Here is a 20,473-nt window from a genome sequence, read left to right on the forward strand (position 1 = left end):
AATGTGTGGGATCGCCGGAATTTTGTTGGCGCCCGATGCAGCCAACGCAAGTGCGCTCAGGGCCATCGGACCGATGGCGACGACGCTTCGTCATCGCGGACCTGACGGTGAGGCCTTCTGGGTGAGCCGTGAAGGGGGGGTAGCCTTCGGCCACCGGCGACTGGCCATCGTCGACCTGTCCGAAGCGGGTCGCCAGCCAATGCTCTCCGCGAGCGGTCGGTATGTCATCACCTTCAATGGCGAGATATACAATTTTCGCGATCTGCGCCGTGAACTGGAAGGGGCGGGCCATCATTTCCGCGGCGCCAGCGACACGGAGGTCATGCTGTGCGCGATCGAAAGCTGGGGCCTTGATGCAGCCCTCGCGCGCTTCGCTGGCATGTTTGCTTTCGGGCTGTGGGACCTGAAGAACCGAACGCTTCAGCTTGCCCGCGACCGAATGGGCAAGAAGCCACTCTATGTCGCCTTGACACGTGACGCGCTTGTCTTCGCCTCGGAGCTGAAGGCGATCACTTGCTTCCCAGGCTTCACCCCGGAACTCGATGTCGATGCGGCGACGACGATGGTTTCCAACGGCTGGGTGCCGGATGACCGTTGCATTTGGCAGGGCGTGTTCAAGTTGCCGCCTGGTTCAGTCCTGTCGGTCACTGCGGCGCAATTCGCCAACGCCCGCGGCACCGGTTCGCTTGCGCATCGCATTCACCCTTGGTGGTCGCTGGCCGATGTCGCCGGCAAGGGACAGCGCGATCCGATAGCCGCCAGCGACGAGGACCTCGCGACCGAGCTCGACAGCCTGCTCCGACTGGCCGTCAAGCAACGAATGGTTGCAGATGTGCCGCTGGGCGCCTTTCTGTCGGGCGGGATCGACAGCTCGACTGTCGTCGCCCTGATGCAGGCACAGTCCCGAAACCCCGTTCGGACGTTCACCATAGCGTTCGGGGAAGGTGGGTTTGATGAAGCTCCCCATGCGGCCGCGGTTGCTCGGCATCTGGGCACCGATCATACGGAACTTCATCTCTCGCCGGCTGCCGCGCTGGAGGTCATTCCGGAGCTGCCCCGGATTTGGGACGAGCCGTTTGCCGATGAATCGCAGATACCGACGCTGCTGGTGTCGCGCCTCGCGCGGCAACACGTAACCGTGGCGCTTTCAGGCGATGGCGGCGACGAGTGCTTCGCAGGCTATTCTCGACACTTCCTGGCAACCCGCCTCACAAAGCAGCATGAGCTGCCATTGTCATTTCGCCGGCTGTTGGCATCGGGGGCTGGGTTGCTGGCCCAAGCCTCTCAGAAAGATATCTTCGGCAATCTGCCGCTTTCGGCGAATATGCGGCATGGCTTGCGCGGTGACCGCTTGGCTCGCCTTGCCCGCCTGCTCGCGGCGCGAGATGAGGACGAACTCTTTCTGCAACTGACAAAATCTTCAGCCAACGACCTTGTTCATCGCAAGCCGTCGACAGCACCTACCGACACCACAAAGCTCGACGGCCTGCTCTCGCGTCTCCTATTCGCCGACATGACAGGCTATCTACCGGGCGACATTTTGGTGAAGCTCGATCGAGCCACCATGGCCAACAGCCTCGAGGGGCGATGCCCGATCCTGGACCATCGCGTCGTTGAATTCGCCTGGCGCTTGCCAGCCCGCGCCAAAGTCCGAAACGGGAAGGGCAAATGGTTGCTTCGCCGACTGCTTGATCGTTATGTACCACGCCGACTGGTCGACCGGCCCAAGCAAGGTTTCGACGTTCCGGTCGGGACTTGGTTGAAAGGGCCCTTGCGCGGCTGGGCAACCGATATCATTGCCACGATCGGCCGCTCCGGGGACGGGGTCATCGACCGTGAGAAGGTCGACGCATGCTGGCGCAATCATCTGCATGGAAGCCAAGATAATTTCCGCGACCTGTGGCCGGTGCTCATGTTTCAGGCGTGGCGCAACGAAGCCATGCGGCCATCGACGGTCGCCACGCACCCTTCTTACCATATCGAACTGACAGGGGATTGAGATGGAAGGTTCCATAGCCAACCGCGCCCGGCGTCCGCGCGCCAAGCAGATGGAAGTTGGGACACTTGAAACCAATCTGCGCTTGATGCGGCCGCCACGCGAGCCAACGCAATCGTCACCCTTCCACCAGCTCGTCATCATCCTGACGACGCGAAAATGGTTCTTGCTTGCCATGGCCCTTCTGGGCGGCATCCTGGCCGGACTGGCAGGCTTCACCCGCCCGGTGCTGTTCGAGGCAACGACCCAGGTCATTATCGATGCCCCGAGCAGCAGTGCTTCGGGCGGCGTGGCATCCGCCCAGGACTCGCTGGAATCGAACATCGATGATCATCTGACGATGCTCTCCTCGCAAGGCCACCTGCGTCGGGTCCTGGCAGCACTCCGCAAAGCCCAACCAGTCGACGGTAACGGAAAGACCGTCGTCAATGCCGTCCCGCCCGCGGCTGGCTCGTTCCTCATCGATCTCCTGAGCAGGGCCTGGAGACAGGATAACACGGTGGCGGAAAATCCGGACGCAGCGGACGCGCCCGAACTGAAGGCGCTACGCAACGGAATGAGGGTCGGACAAGAGCTGCGATCACGCGTCATCACCATCGGCTTCACCGATCCAAGTCCGGCGCGTGCGGCACTTGTCGCGAACACGTTTGCCCAAGTCTACATTCAAGATCTGGTACAAAAAAGCCGGGCATCGGATCAGGTTAATCTGGATTCGATAGTCGCCAGCCTTCCGCAAGTACAAAGGGATCTTGTCGAAGCGACAGATCGGCTGGAGACATACCGGCTCACGCATGGCGCCGTCGATCAGACTGCGGCCAACAACGCAGCCAGTGAGACAGCGGAACTCGGCCGGCAGATATTCCTATCGAAAGCCAGTCTTTCCGCGTCGGAAGCGCGCCTTCGCCGTATTGAGGACCTGCGCAAGGCGGGCGCCCCGGTCACGGCCATCGCTGAAGAAATCGGGTCGCCCGTGTTGACGGACCTGGTGACACGCCAGTCGGGTGCCGCCGCCGACGGCGATCTGCGCAACGCGATCGCCCGCGAAATGGAGCAAAGCGTTGCCCGAATCGCTGCCGAGGCAAATGTCTACCGGTCCCAGGCTACGGCTCTTGAAAGTCGCAAGGCGATGCTCGACGCGGCCGTGGCCGACACGGCGAGCCAACTTTCGGGGCTGCGTTCCCTTGAGCCTAGGGTAGCCATCGTGACGCAGCATTACAACGAACTCCTGAGCCGGCAGCAGGATCTGATACGTCGCATCGCCGCTCCTTCGCCAGGCGTAGCGGTCCTTTCGACCGCCTGGCCGCCGTCGACCCCCGTGACATTGTCGCCGATTTTCCTGATTCCCCCCGGCATGGTCGTCTTTGGTCTCATGGGGGCGGTCATTGTCCTGGTCCGCAACGGTTTCAACCAAACCTTGCGCAGTGAAGCCGAAGCCGAGGCCGAGCTTGGGGTCCCGTGCGTAGGACTGCTTCCCAGGGTTGCGGGACTTAATGCCAGAAAGCTGCGGCATCTGGTTCTGAGCCAGCAGAACTTGCCGTTCAGCCGCGCCGTGACTTCGCTGCTCGTCACTGCGGCGCCAACTCAGGGGAAGGGGCAGCCGCCGCATATCATTCTCGTGACGTCCAGCATCCAGGACGATGCCAAGACCGAGTTGGCATGGAGCCTGGCGCTGGCGGCAACGCGGCTGGGAGGAAGAGTGCTTTTCCTCGATCTCGATCGCAAGGATGTACGGCTCACGAACGGGTTTCGTGGTGAATTCAGCACCGACAAGGCCCGGAACTCCTTCGGCGACTATGTGAATGAACGTTGCGTGCTGAAGGATGCAATTACGAGGATGCCGGAAATCGGTATCGACCTCATGGCCGCTCCAGCACCTTCCGATGATCTCCTGACGCTTCTGTCCACCGTCGACAAATGCCAGTTCACCGAGGAGCTGCGTTCGGCCTACGACGTGGTCATCATGAACGGTCCCCTGGGCCTCGGGGGGCCTGAAACCAGGCTGCTTAAGCGCTGGGCCGATTCGGTGCTTTTTGCCGTTCGCTGGGCAAGGACGAGGCGCAGCATTGCCCGTGGTGCTCTGGATGCAATAGGAGCCGGCGGATCCGCCACCGTTCCAGTAGGGAGTGTGCTCACCCGGGTGAACCTGAAGAGGCTAGCCGGCTCCAGGCTCGGAGACAACGCCGATCTTCTGTTGGAGAGGGTTTGAAGATGCGTGTGCGATCTTCAACAGAAGCTCCAGGGAGCGATCGAGCCCCTAAATCGAGCCAGCTACACGATGATCATTGAATTTTTCGGACCTCCAGGATCCGGCAAAACAACCTTCGCACATGCGCTTGCGCAGCAGCTGCGCGGGAAAGGCTATCACGCCAAGGTCGCTCTCAGCTACAAGCCAAGCACCAGGGCCGCCAAATATGATCTCGGAATCTTTCTGTTCATATCACGGATCGTATCGGCGATGTTTTCAACAGCCAGAATACTGCTTTTTTCGGCAGGGCGAGCCGATGATATTTCCAATTCCTTTGCAATAGTGAGGATGATACCGCCAAAAAACCGAATATGGCGCGCGCGAATCTGGCGATACATCCTGCACCTTTCGCGTTGCTGGAAGTCTGCGGAGCAATCGCCCGAAATTATAATCTTCGATCAAGGATATGTTCAAGCGATTGGTTCGCTTGCGATGTTTAATGGGAGCACCAACCCCAGAGCGCTGGAAAAGGCGCTCAGCCTCGCACCGGCGGCCGATCTCACCGTCAGGCTCTTGGTGCCAGCTGCGGTCGTGGAAAGTCGCCTTCGTCGGCGGATGGAGCTTGAGCCGCCGGCGGAACGGATTTTCGAGGCCGACTTGAGCGTTAACATGCGCTCATTCGCCGTTTTTGAAGCGATGCATGACCTCCTGACAACATCTGGCCGGGAAATCATCTCCGTCGAAAACACCGATGGTCCATCGACCTTTAAAAGTATTTGTCGGATTGAGAGACAAATACTTTCTGCATTGTCGCGCTTCGATAGGTCGGTCGGCGAAAAGCAAATTGAGTTGCCGGCTCATCGCGCAGATGTAACTGGTTCAGCAACCGCACCGCCGCGCAACAAGGACATGGGCTCGCGGCTGGCTTGGGCAAGCATATTCGCCTTGTTGATCTATATTGGTGGCGCTGGTTTGACCAGTCTTGCACAGTTGGCAATTGCACGCCTTATCGGACCTCACAACTACGGTATCTATTCCTACGTTCAGGCTTGGACGTCAGTGCTCGCCTATCTGGCAACGCTTGGCTTTAATGTATCATTGTTGCGTTTCCTCCCGGCCTATAGGGCCAGTGGCAGGCTTGATCTAGCCCGCGGGGTGATAAGATTTGCGCTGCAGAGATCGCTGATAGCGGCAACCTTGTTCGGGATGATCGGCGCTGCGTCCGTCCTGTTCCTTTCAGATCCAACGGAAAGAGGGCTTGAGACAAGCATCGTGCTCGGCATGATGGCTGTGCCCTTGGTTACGGCCTATGCTCTCGGAGCCACGCTTGTGCGTGCTTTCGGCGGCGTTGTCTCGGCGTTGTTGCCGGAGCGCATCATGCGAGACGGACTCCTGCTCGTGTTGGTAGCGCTCCTGGCATTGTCGGGATTTCGAACAGTGGATGCGCCCTCGGTGACGATGGCGGTGCTTGTGAGTTCCGCTTTCACAGCGGCGCTGGTGTTCATCATCGCGAGGAGGTTTGAACCACCCGGCCTGGGACACGCCAAGCCAAGTTATGCCTCGAGGGAATGGTGGCTTGCCGTCCCCCCGCTCATGCTCATCACTGGGCTCGATGTTTTCGTCAGTCGGGCAGGAGTCCTGGTTTTGGGCTGGACAAGCCATATTGCTGAAGCGGGTATTTTCGCGCTGGCCTTGAATGTCGCGATGCTCGTGGGCCTGTCCCGTATCGCCGTGGCAACCATGTTTTCGCCAACAGCAGCCGATCTCTACGTCAGAGGCGATCGCAGAGGCCTACAACAGCTGTTCGCGCGCGCAACCCTGCTTTCTGCTGGCGGTGCCATCCTGGTGGCCGTCCCAATGATGGTGATAGTCGAGCCGTTCTTGAGCTATTTCGGTGAGGGTTATAGCGCGGGAGCGCCGATCGCACGGGTTCTGATTTTGGGATATGTCTTTGTCGCGCTGTGCGGGCCCCAACAGAATCTCCTGACCATGACTGGAAATGAATGGGCTGCGGCAACGACGATGGTAGCGGGTGCTGTGGCCAATATAATTGCCTGTGCAGCCGGAGTTGCGGTGTACGGCCTGCTTGGCGCTGCGGTGGGTGTGGCACTTGCACTGAGCATCTGGAGCATTGCCATGGCCGTCTATATCCGCAAGCGACTGAAAATCATGCCAGGCTTGGTTTTTGCCTTGCTGTCGATCAGGCCGAGCGCGGTCGATGCCCGTCAATGGCATTGGTTCTTGAGGGCGAGCAAATGAGAGCACTGTTTTGGCTACGGTGATTGCCGTCGTTCGGGCAGGAAGTCACGAAGCCCGGATCGCACAAAGGCCATAGGGCTGCACAGACGCTTCGGCGTATCTCTGTTCCGGACACCCGCGCGGGCAGCCGATACTTCGCGGGCTGTGTCCGTCATTTGAAGGATGCATCAGTTTCGGAGGCGCCCCAGGGTGTGCTCACAATCTGCGGAGCATCCATGGAACAAGCCCGAATGGCGAGCGCCTCGGCGCCTGCAGTGCGCCGTCGCTCGGAGAGATCGACGCCTGTCGAGCGCAGCCAACGCGAAACCCTCACCCAAGTTCAGGTCCTGCGCGCCCTCGCGGCTAGTTCGGTCGCGCTGCGACACGCCCAGCATGATGCGGCCACCCTGGAATTACAGGCCGGCCGCACCTTTCAGAGCTGGAATCCGATACCATGGAGCGCTGGAGTCGATATTTTCTTCGTGATTTCCGGCCTTATCATGGTGCATACGTCGCGACAGCTGTTCGCAAAGCCCGGGGGCGCGCGTCTCTTCATTTCCCGCCGGATCGCGCGAATTGTCCCGCTATATTGGGCGCTCACCTCGCTCTACATTGCGGTAGCGGTGGCCGCCCCAAATCTTCTCAACCAGAGCTACGTCGATTTCAGGTTTGTAGTCGAATCCTACTTATTCGTTCCGGCCAGTCGCCCTGACGGCGTCGTTCAGCCGGTCTACGAGTTGGGTTGGACGCTCAATTATGAGATGCTGTTTTACGTGCTGTTCACGGCGACGATCGTGCTGCCCATGCGGTGGGCAGTTACGGTCCTGCTCACGATCCTGGTTGGGATGGTGCTCTTGGGCGCTCTTGCGGCTCCTTTGCCAGAGCCTTGGGGTTTCTGGACCAATCCGATCATCCTCGAATTCGCTTTCGGCGCGATGATCGGGGTCATGTGCGCCTCGGGCCTGCGGCCTTCCGGCCCAATCAGGGCCTGTGTCGCCGCAACGGGACTGGGTGCCCTGATGCTTGCGGCGGCGTTTCCTGATATCTCGGCCGGCTTTGGTCGCTCTGTTGTGTATGGCATTCCGGCGTCTCTAATTGTTTGGAGTGCTGCCTTGGCACCCCCGGGTAAACTGAGGCATGACAGCCTGGCGGCGAGGTGGGCCGCTGGCGTTGGCGATGCGTCATACGCTCTTTACCTCATGCATCCATTCGTGATCCGCGCCATGCGCATATTGTTCTGGCGTACAGGCTTGATCTTTGTGCTCGGCCCGTGGGCCTTCATCGGTTCCGCCTTGGCGATCACCCTGGGCGTGGCATTTATCATCCACCGTCTGTTCGAGAAGCCGCTCACCCGCTATGCGCGGCGCCTTTTGGGGGTCGGGCACGGCACAGGACGGCAGCTTGGGTCCCTTCCATTGCCGGCGTATCCCAAGACAGATTGAAGGCGAGCCGCGACCCTGCCACACCAAGGAAATGCCGCTGTTGTGCTCACTATGCCGTTGCCGTAAGGCCGGTTGGTCGCACCTGTCCGACGGGGCATGCATGGAATTCCCGATACCATTCCACGAAACGTTGCACGCCGTCCTCCAGTGTTGTCGCCGGTGCGAAGCCAACGGCGCGGCGGAGGTCCCTGACATCGGCGCGGGTTTCCAGGACGTCACCTTGTGGTAAAGGTACGTTGACGCGAAGGGCGCGGCGGCCAAGGGCCGTCTCGATGAGCGCGATCAGATGGTTGATTTCTTCAGGCCGATCATTGCCGATATTGTAGAGCCGATACGGCGCCGAGCTGGTGGCAGGATCGGCAGCGCGACCGTCCCAATCGGGATCCTGACACGGTGGTTTGGCGAGCACGCGAACAACCCCCTCTACGATGTCGTCGATATAGGTGAAATCCCGCCATACGCGCCCGGCATTGGCGATTTCGATCGTTCGGCCCTCGGCGATGGCATGGGTGAAAGTATAGACAGCCATGTCGGGCCTGCCCCAGGGACCATAGACGGTGAAGAAGCGCAGTCCGGTTGCGGGCAAGCCGAACAGATGGCTGTAGGAATGCGCCATGCACTCGTTGGCGGCCTTGGTGGCGGCGTAGAAGCTCACCGGATGATTGGCACCATGATGCTCGGAAAAGGGTATGCGTCGATTGGCACCATATACGGAGCTCGACGAGGCATAAACGAGATGGCTGACGCCGGCGTGTCGGCAGCCCTCCAGAACGTTGAGAAACGCGACTATGTTTGACTCCACATAGGCATGCGGGTCCACGAGCGAATGACGTACCCCGGCCTGGGCGGCCAGATGCACGAAGTGCGATGGCTGGAATTCGCAGAACAGCGCTTTCACCAGCGACCGGTCCGCCAGGTCGAAGCGCATCGGCGTGAACCTCGGCTCGGCGCAGAGCCGTGTAAATCGCGCCTCCTTCAGCTTCAGGTCGTAGTAAGGCGTGAAGTTGTCGACGCCGATGACCTCGGCGCCGAGCCGCAAAAGGCGTGACGCAACATGAAATCCGATGAACCCAGCGGCGCCCGTGACGATGATCGGCCCCGTGTGCGTAAGGTTCGACGCAGCACCATCCTGCAGCGCGTGAACGATATCCGCCAGCTTGTTGACCTTCGAATCTGCCTCGGCCATGGCAAGTCACTCCCGTTTCCAGGTTCCGCGTTCCGCGCTATCTCGGCAGCGCCTGAACGATCGGAAATGGCGCCGCCGGCCTTGTGATCTACGCGACAGCGCGCTCAATGCGGGCCGCCGCTGTCTGAATCAAAGCGGATGCAGACAGCAGTCGATTTCTCATGGCAAAACCGAAATGCGCCCCAAAAGAGCCACTAGTTCCGCCTGACGCCTCGTGTCGGTCTTGGCGAACAGCGAGGCGAGCTGAGAGCGGATAGTCGTGCGACTGAGATGCCAGCTGCGGGCGATCTCCAGGGGCGCGTCGCCATGGGCCAGGCGTAGCGCCAACTGCGTTTCCGCGCTGGTCAAACCGAACATCCTTTGCAACGTGCGAGGGTTGGCCGCCGATTTGTTATCCCGGTCCAGCAATGCGACGACGGTTGTCCCGTCCGGCGTAACGACCCCCGTCTCGTTCATGGTCACCGGCCTATCGCCTCTGCTGTGGATCACTACCCATGAGAGTGAGCCCGGCTGGAGGTGGACCGGAACATTCGCGACCAGCCGCCTCAACCCGGCAGCAAGCTCGACGGCTGTATCAGTTGCTTCGCCCTGGCGTGCGAGGGTGTCCCGAGCGGCAGCGTTCCATTCTATTACTTTCTTGTCTCGGTCCAGGACGAGATAGCCGCAACCCATACGATCAAGCATGCCGGTGATGGATTCCAGGCTGCGTCGTCGAGATCCGCCGACCCTTGCGTCCGGTCGGTCCACAAGGCTTATCGGCCTTTCGTGGCGGGTATCGTTCAATACAATGTATTGCCTGCCTGCGAGCGCATCGTTTCGCGTTTCAATCAGTGTCATCGCTTCCACCCAACCCATTGCTACTGACGCAAATCAAATCTGATGAAGTTGCTGCTTCAACTTGAATTTCCACATACTGCGAGAAATCTGCGAATGGTTTTTCCGCAGCGTCTCTTGGATATATCTTTCTGAAGAGCGCTCCTGACACCATGATTTTATTCGCCGGCAAAGTCATGGCAATCGGGCATTGGGATTAGGTGCCACCCCTTCGGCCTAGTCTCGACGGACTAGACCGAAAGTTGTAGTCTTTGCGCATGGGTTCGGACCTGCGCTGGCTCAAATCGAATGTGTCGAGCACTACGTGGGCTCATCTAGCTTCGCTTTTGGTGTTTGCAGCATCGATAGCATTCGAGGCGATAAGTACGGTATATGGCGGCCAGCCGTTGCCGCTTGTTGCGTTTATCCCCATAACCGTTGTCATCGTGTATCTTGAGGGCCGTTTTGTTGCCATCGCAGCAACGCTTCTGATGGCGGTCGCCGGCTTGTGGATGCGATACCTGTTGGACGGTCACCTCACTGGTGGAGACTGGACCGGGGCCGTCTTCCTTCTGGGTTCGGGTAGCCTGATCGCAGCTGTGTTCCACCGCCTGCGACAAGATCTGCATGGTGCGCTCAGGGTGGCAGAAGCGAGGCTCGGTGCCATCGACGCTGCCGCCTTGGGCTTTGCTAATACCAATCGCCATGGCGAACTGCTGCAGTCGAATAGACGGCTTTTGGAGATGACCGGCTACGCGCACAAGGAACTTGCCCAACTCAAGCTGGAGGAACTCATTGTCCCCGACGATCGAGGTACTGTGCGGAAACTTTTGGAAGATTTGGGCAATGGGACCGCGTCTGCTACGGATATCCGCGTTTTGCGCAAGGATGGCACGGCATTTTGGGCTCACCTGGCCCTGTCTTCGTCGCGGCCGGACGAGGCGCCAAATGAGAGCGTATTCGTGGTGGTTGACGATATTTCCGAGCGACAAGCGGCACGCGAGGCCCTTCGGGCTCAGAAGGAATGGCTCGATCTCGCCGTATCTGCCGGGCGCCTGGGCACATGGCAAATAGACATTGAGGATGGGACAGTCGCCGGCTCCGGCAAGTTCTGGGACATCCTTGGTCTGCCTCCGGCCCCAGTCCGCCGCTTGGAAGAACTCTCGGCCGTAATCCATCCCGTCGACTGGCCGAAGTTGTCCGCCTCGGCAAAGCCTTCATCGGCATTGAACTTTGACGTCGAGATTCGCGTCCGGCAAGTGGATGGTCACACACGCTGGATTGCATTGCGTGGACGGCAGGAAGAGCACGGCGACCGCAAAATGCGCATCGGGGTGGCGGCGGATCTGACCGAACGTCGACAAACAACTTTGCTTCGCGCCGCCGTAAAGAGACGCGAGCGCATAATGCGCGAAGAGCGCCATCGGTTCAGCAATGTGTTTCCAGTGATCAGAGCTCTGGTCAACATGATCGATATTCCCGACAATGATGTTGCCAAATACAAGGAGATGTTGATCGATTGGATTCGAACACTGGAGGCGACCCATCGCATCCTTTCTCGTCATGCCAACCTGTCAGGGATGCTCCATGAACTCGTGGACCGGGAATTGCAGCCCTTCAAGGAGACACGCGACATTACGATCAGTGGACCTTCCCTCACTGTGCCAAGCGGCGCCGCCGAGGGCTTGGCGATGATCCTTCACGAGTTGACGACAAACTCGGTGAAACATGGTGCGCTGGGTGACCCGAATGGCAAGGTCGAAGTTAAGTGGCGATTTGCATCCGAGGACGAAGGTGACGACCTCGTGTTCGATTGGGTGGAATCGGGCCGACGGAAGAGTTCAAAAGTCGTACGCCGCGGGTTCGGGTCACTGATAATCGGTGTGGACAGCACGCCGCTTGTCGGGCATTCCCCGAATATGGAAATAACCGAAGATGGCCTTCGATATTCGCTGCGTGTATCGCGCAAAGAAATTGAGGAATTTGGATTGCAATAGAGCCCCTCCAAGTCGAAGCCGAATTGGCCAATTAACCGATGGTGTGGGCCCTTTGCTGCGATTTCCTGCAAGCAAACTCGGGCCGGTTCGAGGGGCATACGTCAACTCGCCTGTCTCGTCAGCCAGCTTTGGAGCAACACAGCTGCTTCGGTACGGTTTCTAACCCCAAGCTCACGCAGCACGGCTGCGGCATGGATTTTCGTTGTCGCCTCGGCAATGTCCAGATTGCGGGCAATCTCCTTATTCGAGTACCCCTCTGCCATCAGCTTGAGGACGTCCTTCTGTCTAGACGTCAGCCTAGCGACGTCGCCCGAGCCCTCGTGCCGGCGGCTGGCATTTTGAACCGGAGGTGGGGGGGCATGCGATCTCTGGTCGGCAGACGTTCGAGATAGCAGAGATGGCACATAGATCCGGCCAGCGAGGATTTCGTTTACAGCCAGCACGACTTCTTCGTCGCTCTGCGATTTGACGATATACCCGTGAAGTCCGATCGAAAGCGCTGTCAGTATCTCCGAGCGGGAATCATCCCCGGAAACGATCGCAAAGCGAGTGTCAGGATAGGCAGCCATAAAGTCGCTGAGCACTTCCTGATGGAACAGCCCAGGCATGTTCAGATCGAGGATCGCAAGATCGATGGACGCCTGCTCCTCTAAAAGATTGACCGCGGCATCGAAACACGAAGCTTCGAATATTTCGGCGCTTGGAATTCCAGCCATGAGTGCCAGCCGGAGACCACGCCGATATAAGCCGTGATCGTCGGCAATGACGATCCGAGCCATGCAACTACCCCAACGCGTTACTCGGTTCCCGACGAGAAAACCCGCTGGAACCTCCCATTCGCCTATGATCGACAATCCGTGGTGGTCCTAAAATGGCGGCCATCCACTGGTCAACGCATCACAGTGATGTCCGCAGCGTCCCATCCACGCACATCCAGAACGTCTAATATAATACTAAATTGCGAAGCTCATCCATAGATTTTTAACCCTGGCGTGCGGTGCCTGTCCGCAAAACGATGCCGGTTTCCCATCTCTGGGTCCAAGCCAGCTGTTCAGGACCATCGTAATCATGTGGCGTCTGTTATGTCGCCACCCGCTGTCGCCGGACCTGTAGGCCGGTCCGGCCCTGGCGGATCGCAGCTTTCTTGAAAGCAACTGCTTTCGTTTTATCGGCGTCATGATCAGTGCCCAATCGCGCTTCTGTAGGCTGTTGATCTCGTGGCCATCTAATACCTTGAACGTTTTGAATCCCTACCATTCGAATGCACGACGACAGCCGCCCCGGCTGTCACATACCTTTTCGCATATGATGTTCGGATTGCCGCCGAGGTTTGGCCGGATTTGAGGGTGTGCCCTGGCCGGACAATGGAACACCGATCCCGAACAAAGCCAACTGCAGATCAGGAGGATCGAATGAAAGCGGTGATTCAATGTGGTGGGATGGGTACGCGCCTTCGACCGTTTACATCGGTCCTGCCGAAACCATTAATGCCGATAGGGGCCAGGCCTGTTCTTGAGTTGCTTTTGAAGTGGCTGCGGCGCAACGGCATTGAAGAGGTATATATTACGACAGGGTATCTAGGACATTTGATCCGGAGCGTCTGCGGCGACGGATCGCAATGGAACTTGAAGATCAAATATACCCAGGAAATGGAGCCACTCGGCACCGTCGGACCTCTCTCTCTGATTAGGGATGAACTGAACGAAACATTTGTCGTTCTGAACGGCGATGTCCTCACAGATCTAAGCCTGAGCCGGTTTGTAGCCGCGCACCGCTTGCATAGGGATCCCGTTACGATCGCCACGGCATGCCGTCATATCAAGATGGACTTCGGCGTCATCGACGAGATCGACAATACCGTCCAGCTCTTCCGGGAAAAGCCGACGCTTTCCCATCTCGTCAGCATGGGGATTTACTGCATGAACCCAGATGTCCTGCGGTTCATTCCGTCCGGGATCCCATTTGGGTTCGATGACCTGATGCTGCAGATGATGCAGGGCGGCACGACCGTGCATGTTTACAAGCATGACGGTCTTTGGCTCGACATCGGTCGTGTCGATGACTTCCAGAATGCGCAGGCAATTGCCTGGGAAGATCAGTCGTCCTCAATCGAGGTCGCGGCTGCCGCCGCAGCCGCATGAAAGTCTGATGCAGAGGTCTAGCCACTAACAAGGCTTTCAGGAGGTCAAGATGCTCTTGGTGAGCGCCCCGATCCTAGGCGTGCCAGAGAAGGCAGCCGTGTCGCAGGTGATTGATAGCGGCTGGCTTACGATGGGGGACAGGGTACGAGAGTTCGAACAGGCCTTTGCCAGCATGCATGGCGCGCGAGATTGCGTTGCGGTTGGTTCCTGCACTGCAGCGCTCCATCTTCTCCTCCATGCTTTGGGCATCGGCCCTGGCGACGAAGTACTGGTTCCTTCGCTGACGTTCGTGGCGACGGCGAATGCGGTGCTGTATGTAGGGGCGACGCCGGTCTTCGTCGATATCGAGTCCGTCGACGTGCCGTTGATCTCGGTTGCGGAAGCCGAAGCGCGGTGCACGACGCGCACGAAAGCGGTCATTCTCGTTCACTTCGCCGGGTATCTCGCCGATCGGGAACAATGGCAGCGGTTCGCCCGGCTTCGCGGGCTGCATATCATCGAGGACGCTGCGCACGCGCCCGGGCTTAGGGAAGTCGGGACCTTCGGCGCCGCGGCCGCGTTCAGCTTCTATGGCAACAAGAACATGACAACGGCCGAAGGGGGCGCCGTGATTGCACGTGACCCCGATCTGCTCGACAGGGTTCGCCTGGCCCGCGGGCACGGAATGACCACGGGGACGCATCAGCGGCTGAACAGTCGTACGCCGCAATATGATGTCACGATGCTTGGATTCAACTACCGAATGGACGAGATGCGAGCGGCAATAGGCCTGGTTCAGCTGCAGAACCTGCAAGAGTGGAACGAAATCAGGCGTATCATAGCTGTCTTGTACCGACGCCTGATCGCGGACCGTTGCCCAGCTATTGTCATTCCATTTAGCGAACCCCGGACGTCGGCTTACCACATCATGCCGATCGTCCTGCCGCGCTACGTGAGCCGGCAGGATGTCATCGACGAGTTGCGGACACAGGGCATACAAACCACCATCCACTACCCGCCGGTGCACCAAATGACGTTCTACCGCGAGCGCCTTCCCGGCGTGAGTTTGCCCCACACAGAGGATTTCGCTCAGCGAGAGCTCACAATTCCGCTGCACCCCCAGGTCACTTCCGCCGCCGCCGAATCAGTCGTGGCTGCCCTGGCAGCCGCGCTCAAAACAGGCGCGCTCAAAGCAGGCGCCCAAAGAGGAACTGCTGCATGAATGCGTTAGACCCTGCCTTTCACCGGATGTTCGTTCCAAATCCTGATCACGGCTTTGCGAGACGCGCAATCGATCTTGCGGTGGCGGGCATCGCTACCGTCGCATTGGCGCCATTGATGCTGCTGATCGCCGGAGCGCTTCTGCTCGAGGGCGGTGGCTCGATCTTGTTCGCTCAGACCCGCATCGGGGCCGGCGGCCGAACCTTCCGCATGTACAAGTTTCGCAAATTCGGTGTGAACTGCGGCTCTCAAGGCCTTGCGCTGACGGTCGTGGGCGATACACGCATGACCACCGTTGGCCGCTTTCTCGCAGCGACGAAGCTGGACGAACTACCGCAGCTGTGGAATGTCCTCAAAGGCGAAATGGCGATCGTCGGTCCACGACCCGAGAGCCTGGCTTTCGCCGATTGTTTCCGGGGCGAGCTTAGGGCCGTGCTGCAATACAAGCCAGGCCTGCTGGGTCCAGCCCAGGTCGTTTTTCGGCACGAAGCACATTACTTCCCCCAATCCGTGGATCCGATCGTGTTCTACCGGGAGGTCATGTTCCCCGCCAAGGCAACACTGGACCTCTCGTATTATCCGCGACGCACCATCGTCTCCGACCTCGCGTGGATGGTGCGGGGAGTCCTGGCAGTGGTCGGTTGGGTTCCGGTACCGCCGATCGACGTTTGAATATCCAAGGGAAGCGTTCCAAACAGCCAAGGGAATGCGCAGTGATGAGCTACAATGGAAAGAAAGTCCTGGTGACGGGCGCGGACGGATTCATCGGTTCGCATGTCACCGAGGCGCTTGTTCGAAACGGGGCAGATGTCACAGCCCTTGCCCTTTACAATTCCTTCGACAGCCATGGATGGCTAGACGATCTGCCGGACACCATCCGCAGCCAGTTGAGGCTCGTCCGTGGTGACGTCCGCGACAGTGCGTTCCTTAACCGGATCATGCGCGGCCAAGCCGCGGTTTTTCATCTGGCTGCGCTTATTGCGATTCCATATTCCTACGCCGCTGCACAATCCTATGTGGAAACCAACATCCTAGGCACGGTGAACGTCCTCGAAGCGGCGCGCCTATGGGAGACGGAGCGGGTGATCCATACCTCCACGAGCGAGGTCTATGGAACTGCCCAAACCATGCCCATCGGCGAAACACACCCCCTGCAAGGACAGTCACCATATTCGGCATCAAAAATCGGCGCTGACATGATGGCGGAGTCCTACGCCAGGTCGTTCGATGTCCCTGTGGTCATCATGCGACCCTTCAACACGTATGGCCCGCGCCAGAGTGAACGCGCCATCGTGCCGACCATTATCCGGCAGGTCCTCGACCCGAAATGTCCTGCAATCATGGTCGGCGATACCAGCCCGATCCGCGACCTGACCTACGTCGAAGATACCGCGACAGCGTTCCTGACCGCAGGTCTCGCCCAGCTCGAGTTCGGCCACGCCTACAACGCTGGCAGCCAACGCGCTGCGACCGTCTCGGACGTATTGGCCATTGTTCTTGAGTTGACCGATTGCAAAAAGCCGGTCCGTCGTGATGAAAGGCGCCTGAGGCCGCAAAATTCCGAAGTTCGCGCCTTGCTCGCCGACTCCTCGCGCTTTGAACGCGAGACTGGATGGCGGACACAGACCAGCCTGCGCGATGGGCTGGAGCGAACAATCACGTGGTGGCGCGAGCGCCTTAGTGAAGGCCGGGTACGGCGCGAAGTGGGTTACATGACATGACCCTGGGCGGCCGTCATGCGTTGGCGCTGTTGCTGGCTGCCGGTGCCATATCTCCCAACATCTACGTGGCCGGTGGCCGTCAAAGCAAGGCAGCGGAGGCGGCGGCCACTGCGGTTGTGGACAACCTGCCGGGCTATGTGCGCGAAACAAGGGATCCTTGGTCTGGCATGGTTTTCGCACGGATCACCAGACCGGGCGTTCTCGGCCGGGCGGGTGTATGCGGGAAGAAGTACTGCACCCACCGTTACTCAAGCGCACAGGCTTGGAATGCCGACCAGAGCCTGCTCCTGATCGCCAATGGCTGCGGTGGCCTGTGCTTTCTCGACGGACAAACCTACTTGCCTTTGTTCCACCGCAACCGCGCGACCGAATGCGAATGGCATCCCACCGATCCCGAGTTGATGATCTGCGTCGGGGGCCGGCAGATTGCGACATGGGCCCCACGTACCGATCATGAGGACGTCGTGTTCGCCTCCGCAGCGTACTCCAACCTCAAATTTGGACCCAACAAAGGCAATCCGAGCCGCGACGGCAGCCGGATTGCGGTGCGTGCAACGAACAATGACGGCCGAGCGGTGGTCTTTGCCTACGATCTCAAGCTACGGCAGAAATTCCCGGATATCGATCTTGCCGAATTCCCGGGAACAACCGGCTCCTGCTCAATCTCACCACTCGGAATCAACATAGTGTGTTCCCAGCAATTACCGGACGGAATCGAAGCGAGTTTCGTCTTCTCCATAGACGGCATATTGCGCCAGAAGTGGATGGAGCACCATCGACCAGGCCATGGCGACATGACGGTCGATTCCGACGGAAGCGAAATCTATGTCGGGATCAGCAAATCGGATCCTGACAAATATCAGGTGATCAAGCGCCGCTTGGCTGATGGCAAGGCTACCTCGCTGATGAAATATGGCGAGGCCATGCATACGTCACTCAGGTCGCTCGGCAGGCCCGGCTGGGTGTTTCTGAGTTATGGCGGCACGCCAGCCGAACTATCGCAGCACCCGGATTGGGCGCCTTACGCTCAGCAAGTCATTGCGCTGCGTCTAGACGGCAGTGGAGAGGTCCGCCGTGTCGCAGACACGCACAACGCGCCCTTCGACTACTGGAGCGAGACGCATGCCTCTCCCTCTCCGGACGGCTCCCAGGTGGTCTGGTCCAGCAACTGGGGCGTGCCCGGTGGCCCGGTATACGATTTCGTTAGTCGTGTTGAATGGCCTTTGAAGCCGGTGTTCGACCGGAAGGAGATTGTCGCAAATGACCTTCAGTAGACGATACGTTCTTGGCGCAGTCGTGATGATGTCGCTAACCTCGATGGCTTGCGCAGGCGAGGTCGAGCCCTATCAACTCTCACCTGGCGATACGGTCGAGATAGGAATAGCGCCGATCCCTGATCGGACGCAGCGCGCCGTAGTCCAGATGGATGGCAATATCGCCCTTCCGGAGGCTGGAATGATCATGGTCGCAGGCCTGACGGCGTCCCAACTGCAAAGGCGCATGCAAGAGGTCTTGCCAAGCAAGATTTTTCACGTGCGTCTGACTGATGGGCGGGAGCAGACAGTTACTGTCGAGCCCGACGATGTCACAGCGATCATAGCGGACTATCGCCCGATCTATGTAACGGGCGATGTGCTCACCCCGGGACAACAGGTCTACCGTCCGCTCATGACTGTACGGCAGGCGCTGGCCGTTTCCGGCGGCTTCAGTCTTTTGCGATCACGGGCAGGCCAGGCCGGGCCTGATCCGGTTGATCTCAAGCGCGATTACGAAATGCTCTGGGGAGATTACACGAAAGAATACCTTCACGCCGCCCGCATTCGCGCCGAGCTTCAGGGCCAGGCGGATTTCGACAAGAAGACACCACAGGGATCACCTCTTTCGCCGAGCGTTGTAGCCGCGATGGCACAGGCTGAAGCAGAGGCGCTGAAGGTTGCGCTGAGTGATTTCCGGCAGGAACAGGATTTTCTGGAGAAGGGCCGGACGGACGCTGCCGAGCAAATTGGCGTTTTGCAGAAACGCGAACGAGTCGAGGGCGAGAGCGTGAAGGCGGATGAGCAAGATTTGGCGCGAGTGACGAAGGCATTCGATGCAGGCAATCTGACCAACACCCGGCTCGCGGATGTCAGGCGCGCGTTGCTTCTGTCTTCAAGCGGCGCGCTTCAAACCTCGGTCGAACTGATGAGGGCGCGGCGCCAGCAGGAGGACTTTGTCAGACAGCACGAACGCAACGACAATCAAAGGAGGATTGGCCTGCTGACGGATCTGAAGGACACCAACGCCCGGCTGGCGGATGTCACCGCCAGGCTCCATGCCGCCAGCGAGAAGCTGCAGCCGACCGGAGCATCCACACAGCCATTGCCGATTGCCGGCGAAACGGTACGGGCCCAGGTGACCATCGTGCGCAAGATCGGCAATGAATGGCGCAAGCTGTTGGTTGACGAAGATGCGATTGTGCTGCCGGGGGATACTCTCGAAGCCAGATTCAGCAGTGAACTGCAAAGTGTGGCAGTCCAATAGGGCGTCAGCGCAGTCCGTGCGGAGCTTACTGTTCTATCGGGGGGGCAACCCAATTGAACGGAGATCCAAGGTGAGGCGCATTTTCAACCAGGGAGCGACCCTGACACCCTCAACGAACGCGGATCAGATGACGCAGTCTGCAAGTTATCCTTCCCATATGCCGTCAGCGCGAATTGTGCGGTCCAGGTCGCGCGCCGGTGAGTCCGGAAATTGGCATGAATTTACGTCCAGCAAGGAGAGCAATGCGCAGGGCGGCTGGGTGTCGGACGGCTACAGGACCAGCCATTGCGCGCCCGGCTACGGCCTACATTACAACAAAACGCACAGTTCCGGCTATTATGGCGCGCTTTGGGAGAACATCGAAAAGCCCCTGATCCTCGACGTTCTTCGCCCCTTGAGCGGAGCGAGCCGAAACTGCCTCGATTTCGCATGCGGAACAGGTCGCATCGCCGAGGTAGCCGCCGGCCTCTTCAGCGAGGTGGTTGGCGCCGACGTTTCCAGAACTATGCTCGACAGCGCTCAAGTACCGCCCAATGTGAGTTTGCGTCACGTCGACGTGACAAGGGAGCAGTTGGGTATGACGTTCGATGTGGTAACCGCATTTCGTTTTTTCCTGAACGCAGAGGATGAACTGAAATGGCATGCACTGAAAGCGATCAATGAGCACCTGAAAGATGGCGGGCGGCTTGTGTGCAACGTTCACATGAATGCGACGTCGCCCGTCGGCCTGGCGTGCCGGCTGCTCAATCGAGTGTCTGGACGCACAATTCGCCACACGCTGAGCGCAGCGAGGTTCAAGGCCCTCCTGACTGCCTCGGGATTCACGGTCGAGCAGACGATACCGTACGGTTACCTGCCTCGGCCGGGAAACCTGTTGCCAGGGTTCTGTGAAATGATGATGCAGCCTGTCGAGAAGGCCTGCAGAAGGCTTTGCGTTCCTGGCCAGCTGGCGCAACACTTCCTGGTTGTTGCGAGGAAGCGCTAAATCCCGAGAAAGCCCCGAAAACGGCAGGCAGCGGTTTTCTTGGGGTGGC

Annotated in this window: 15 protein-coding genes; 12 read left to right on the forward strand and 3 right to left on the reverse strand. The window is 59.1% G+C overall.

What is annotated here, in order from left to right:
• Window position 1 precedes the first annotated feature (1 nt).
• The 4 genes from asnB (at window position 2) to NL532_RS11905 (ending at window position 7,861) form a co-directional block, all read left to right on the forward strand.
• Window positions 2–1,999, forward strand: a complete 1,998-nt coding sequence (gene asnB / locus NL532_RS11890) for an asparagine synthase (glutamine-hydrolyzing) (RefSeq protein ID WP_023754517.1) — start codon at window positions 2–4, stop codon at window positions 1,997–1,999.
• 1 nt (window position 2,000) lies between these two features.
• The gene (locus NL532_RS11895; RefSeq protein WP_023830094.1) at window positions 2,001–4,202 is read left to right on the forward strand and encodes a GumC family protein; all 2,202 of its coding nucleotides are present in this window, start codon (window positions 2,001–2,003) and stop codon (window positions 4,200–4,202) included.
• Between the two features lie 69 nt (window positions 4,203–4,271).
• Complete coding sequence (locus NL532_RS11900; RefSeq protein ID WP_031194976.1) at window positions 4,272–6,440, forward strand: polysaccharide biosynthesis C-terminal domain-containing protein; 2,169 nt, start codon at window positions 4,272–4,274, stop codon at window positions 6,438–6,440.
• A 215-nt stretch (window positions 6,441–6,655) separates the two neighbouring features.
• On the forward strand, window positions 6,656–7,861 hold the full coding sequence (locus tag NL532_RS11905) for an acyltransferase family protein (RefSeq protein ID WP_081731098.1): 1,206 nt from the start codon (window positions 6,656–6,658) through the stop codon (window positions 7,859–7,861).
• A 49-nt stretch (window positions 7,862–7,910) separates the two neighbouring features.
• On the opposite strand, the gene NL532_RS11910 is transcribed toward NL532_RS11905, so the two are convergent.
• Window positions 7,911–9,047 (reverse strand): NAD-dependent epimerase/dehydratase family protein, encoded by a 1,137-nt coding sequence (locus NL532_RS11910; protein ID WP_023830092.1) that lies wholly within the window; start codon window positions 9,045–9,047, stop codon window positions 7,911–7,913.
• Window positions 9,048–9,206: 159 nt separating this feature from the next.
• Window positions 9,207–9,884 (reverse strand): helix-turn-helix transcriptional regulator, encoded by a 678-nt coding sequence (locus NL532_RS11915; protein ID WP_023689781.1) that lies wholly within the window; start codon window positions 9,882–9,884, stop codon window positions 9,207–9,209.
• A gap of 254 nt (window positions 9,885–10,138) precedes the next feature.
• On the opposite strand from NL532_RS11915, the gene NL532_RS11920 reads away from it, so the two are divergent.
• A complete protein-coding gene (locus NL532_RS11920) occupies window positions 10,139–11,857 on the forward strand; it encodes a PAS domain S-box protein (RefSeq protein ID WP_023830091.1) in 1,719 nt (572 codons plus the stop codon).
• 101 nt (window positions 11,858–11,958) lie between these two features.
• Here the strand turns inward: NL532_RS11920 and NL532_RS11925 are convergent, their stop codons facing one another.
• Window positions 11,959–12,636: a LuxR C-terminal-related transcriptional regulator gene (locus tag NL532_RS11925; protein ID WP_023681040.1), complete on the reverse strand. Its 678-nt coding sequence runs from the start codon at window positions 12,634–12,636 to the stop codon at window positions 11,959–11,961.
• 633 nt (window positions 12,637–13,269) lie between these two features.
• Between NL532_RS11925 and NL532_RS11930 the strand changes: the two genes are divergently transcribed.
• From NL532_RS11930 to NL532_RS11960, 7 genes are all read left to right on the forward strand, one after another.
• A complete protein-coding gene (locus tag NL532_RS11930; RefSeq protein WP_023681041.1) occupies window positions 13,270–13,998 on the forward strand; it encodes a nucleotidyltransferase family protein in 729 nt (242 codons plus the stop codon).
• 49 nt (window positions 13,999–14,047) lie between these two features.
• On the forward strand, window positions 14,048–15,199 hold the full coding sequence (locus NL532_RS11935) for a DegT/DnrJ/EryC1/StrS family aminotransferase (protein WP_023691490.1): 1,152 nt from the start codon (window positions 14,048–14,050) through the stop codon (window positions 15,197–15,199).
• A complete protein-coding gene (locus NL532_RS11940) occupies window positions 15,196–15,870 on the forward strand; it encodes a sugar transferase (protein ID WP_023681043.1) in 675 nt (224 codons plus the stop codon). Before NL532_RS11935 ends, NL532_RS11940 begins: the two co-directional genes overlap by 4 nt.
• Window positions 15,871–15,914: 44 nt before the next feature.
• Entirely contained in the window at window positions 15,915–16,919 is a 1,005-nt protein-coding gene (locus NL532_RS11945) for an SDR family NAD(P)-dependent oxidoreductase (RefSeq protein ID WP_023691489.1), read from the forward strand.
• A complete protein-coding gene (locus tag NL532_RS11950; protein WP_023830090.1) occupies window positions 16,916–18,193 on the forward strand; it encodes a hypothetical protein in 1,278 nt (425 codons plus the stop codon). The genes NL532_RS11945 and NL532_RS11950 overlap by 4 nt, the downstream gene beginning before the upstream one ends.
• Entirely contained in the window at window positions 18,180–19,439 is a 1,260-nt protein-coding gene (locus NL532_RS11955) for a polysaccharide biosynthesis/export family protein (RefSeq protein WP_023830089.1), read from the forward strand. Before NL532_RS11950 ends, NL532_RS11955 begins: the two co-directional genes overlap by 14 nt.
• 70 nt (window positions 19,440–19,509) lie before the next feature.
• The gene (locus tag NL532_RS11960; RefSeq protein ID WP_245261275.1) at window positions 19,510–20,424 is read left to right on the forward strand and encodes a class I SAM-dependent methyltransferase; all 915 of its coding nucleotides are present in this window, start codon (window positions 19,510–19,512) and stop codon (window positions 20,422–20,424) included.
• Window positions 20,425–20,473 lie beyond the last annotated feature (49 nt).

The sequence above is a fragment of the Mesorhizobium sp. C120A genome (genome assembly GCF_030323105.1).
GTDB lineage: Bacteria > Pseudomonadota > Alphaproteobacteria > Rhizobiales > Rhizobiaceae > Mesorhizobium.

Coding starts and splice junctions, on each gene's coding strand:
- asnB (WP_023754517.1), top strand. CDS start 2: ATGTGTGGGATCGCCGGAATTTTGTTGGCGCCCGATGCAGCCAACGCA.
- NL532_RS11895 (WP_023830094.1), top strand. CDS start 2,001: ATGGAAGGTTCCATAGCCAACCGCGCCCGGCGTCCGCGCGCCAAGCAG.
- NL532_RS11900 (WP_031194976.1), top strand. CDS start 4,272: ATGATCATTGAATTTTTCGGACCTCCAGGATCCGGCAAAACAACCTTC.
- NL532_RS11905 (WP_081731098.1), top strand. CDS start 6,656: ATGGAACAAGCCCGAATGGCGAGCGCCTCGGCGCCTGCAGTGCGCCGT.
- NL532_RS11910 (WP_023830092.1), bottom strand. CDS start 9,047: ATGGCCGAGGCAGATTCGAAGGTCAACAAGCTGGCGGATATCGTTCAC.
- NL532_RS11915 (WP_023689781.1), bottom strand. CDS start 9,884: ATGACACTGATTGAAACGCGAAACGATGCGCTCGCAGGCAGGCAATAC.
- NL532_RS11920 (WP_023830091.1), top strand. CDS start 10,139: ATGGGTTCGGACCTGCGCTGGCTCAAATCGAATGTGTCGAGCACTACG.
- NL532_RS11925 (WP_023681040.1), bottom strand. CDS start 12,636: ATGGCTCGGATCGTCATTGCCGACGATCACGGCTTATATCGGCGTGGT.
- NL532_RS11930 (WP_023681041.1), top strand. CDS start 13,270: ATGAAAGCGGTGATTCAATGTGGTGGGATGGGTACGCGCCTTCGACCG.
- NL532_RS11935 (WP_023691490.1), top strand. CDS start 14,048: ATGCTCTTGGTGAGCGCCCCGATCCTAGGCGTGCCAGAGAAGGCAGCC.
- NL532_RS11940 (WP_023681043.1), top strand. CDS start 15,196: ATGAATGCGTTAGACCCTGCCTTTCACCGGATGTTCGTTCCAAATCCT.
- NL532_RS11945 (WP_023691489.1), top strand. CDS start 15,915: ATGAGCTACAATGGAAAGAAAGTCCTGGTGACGGGCGCGGACGGATTC.
- NL532_RS11950 (WP_023830090.1), top strand. CDS start 16,916: ATGACCCTGGGCGGCCGTCATGCGTTGGCGCTGTTGCTGGCTGCCGGT.
- NL532_RS11955 (WP_023830089.1), top strand. CDS start 18,180: ATGACCTTCAGTAGACGATACGTTCTTGGCGCAGTCGTGATGATGTCG.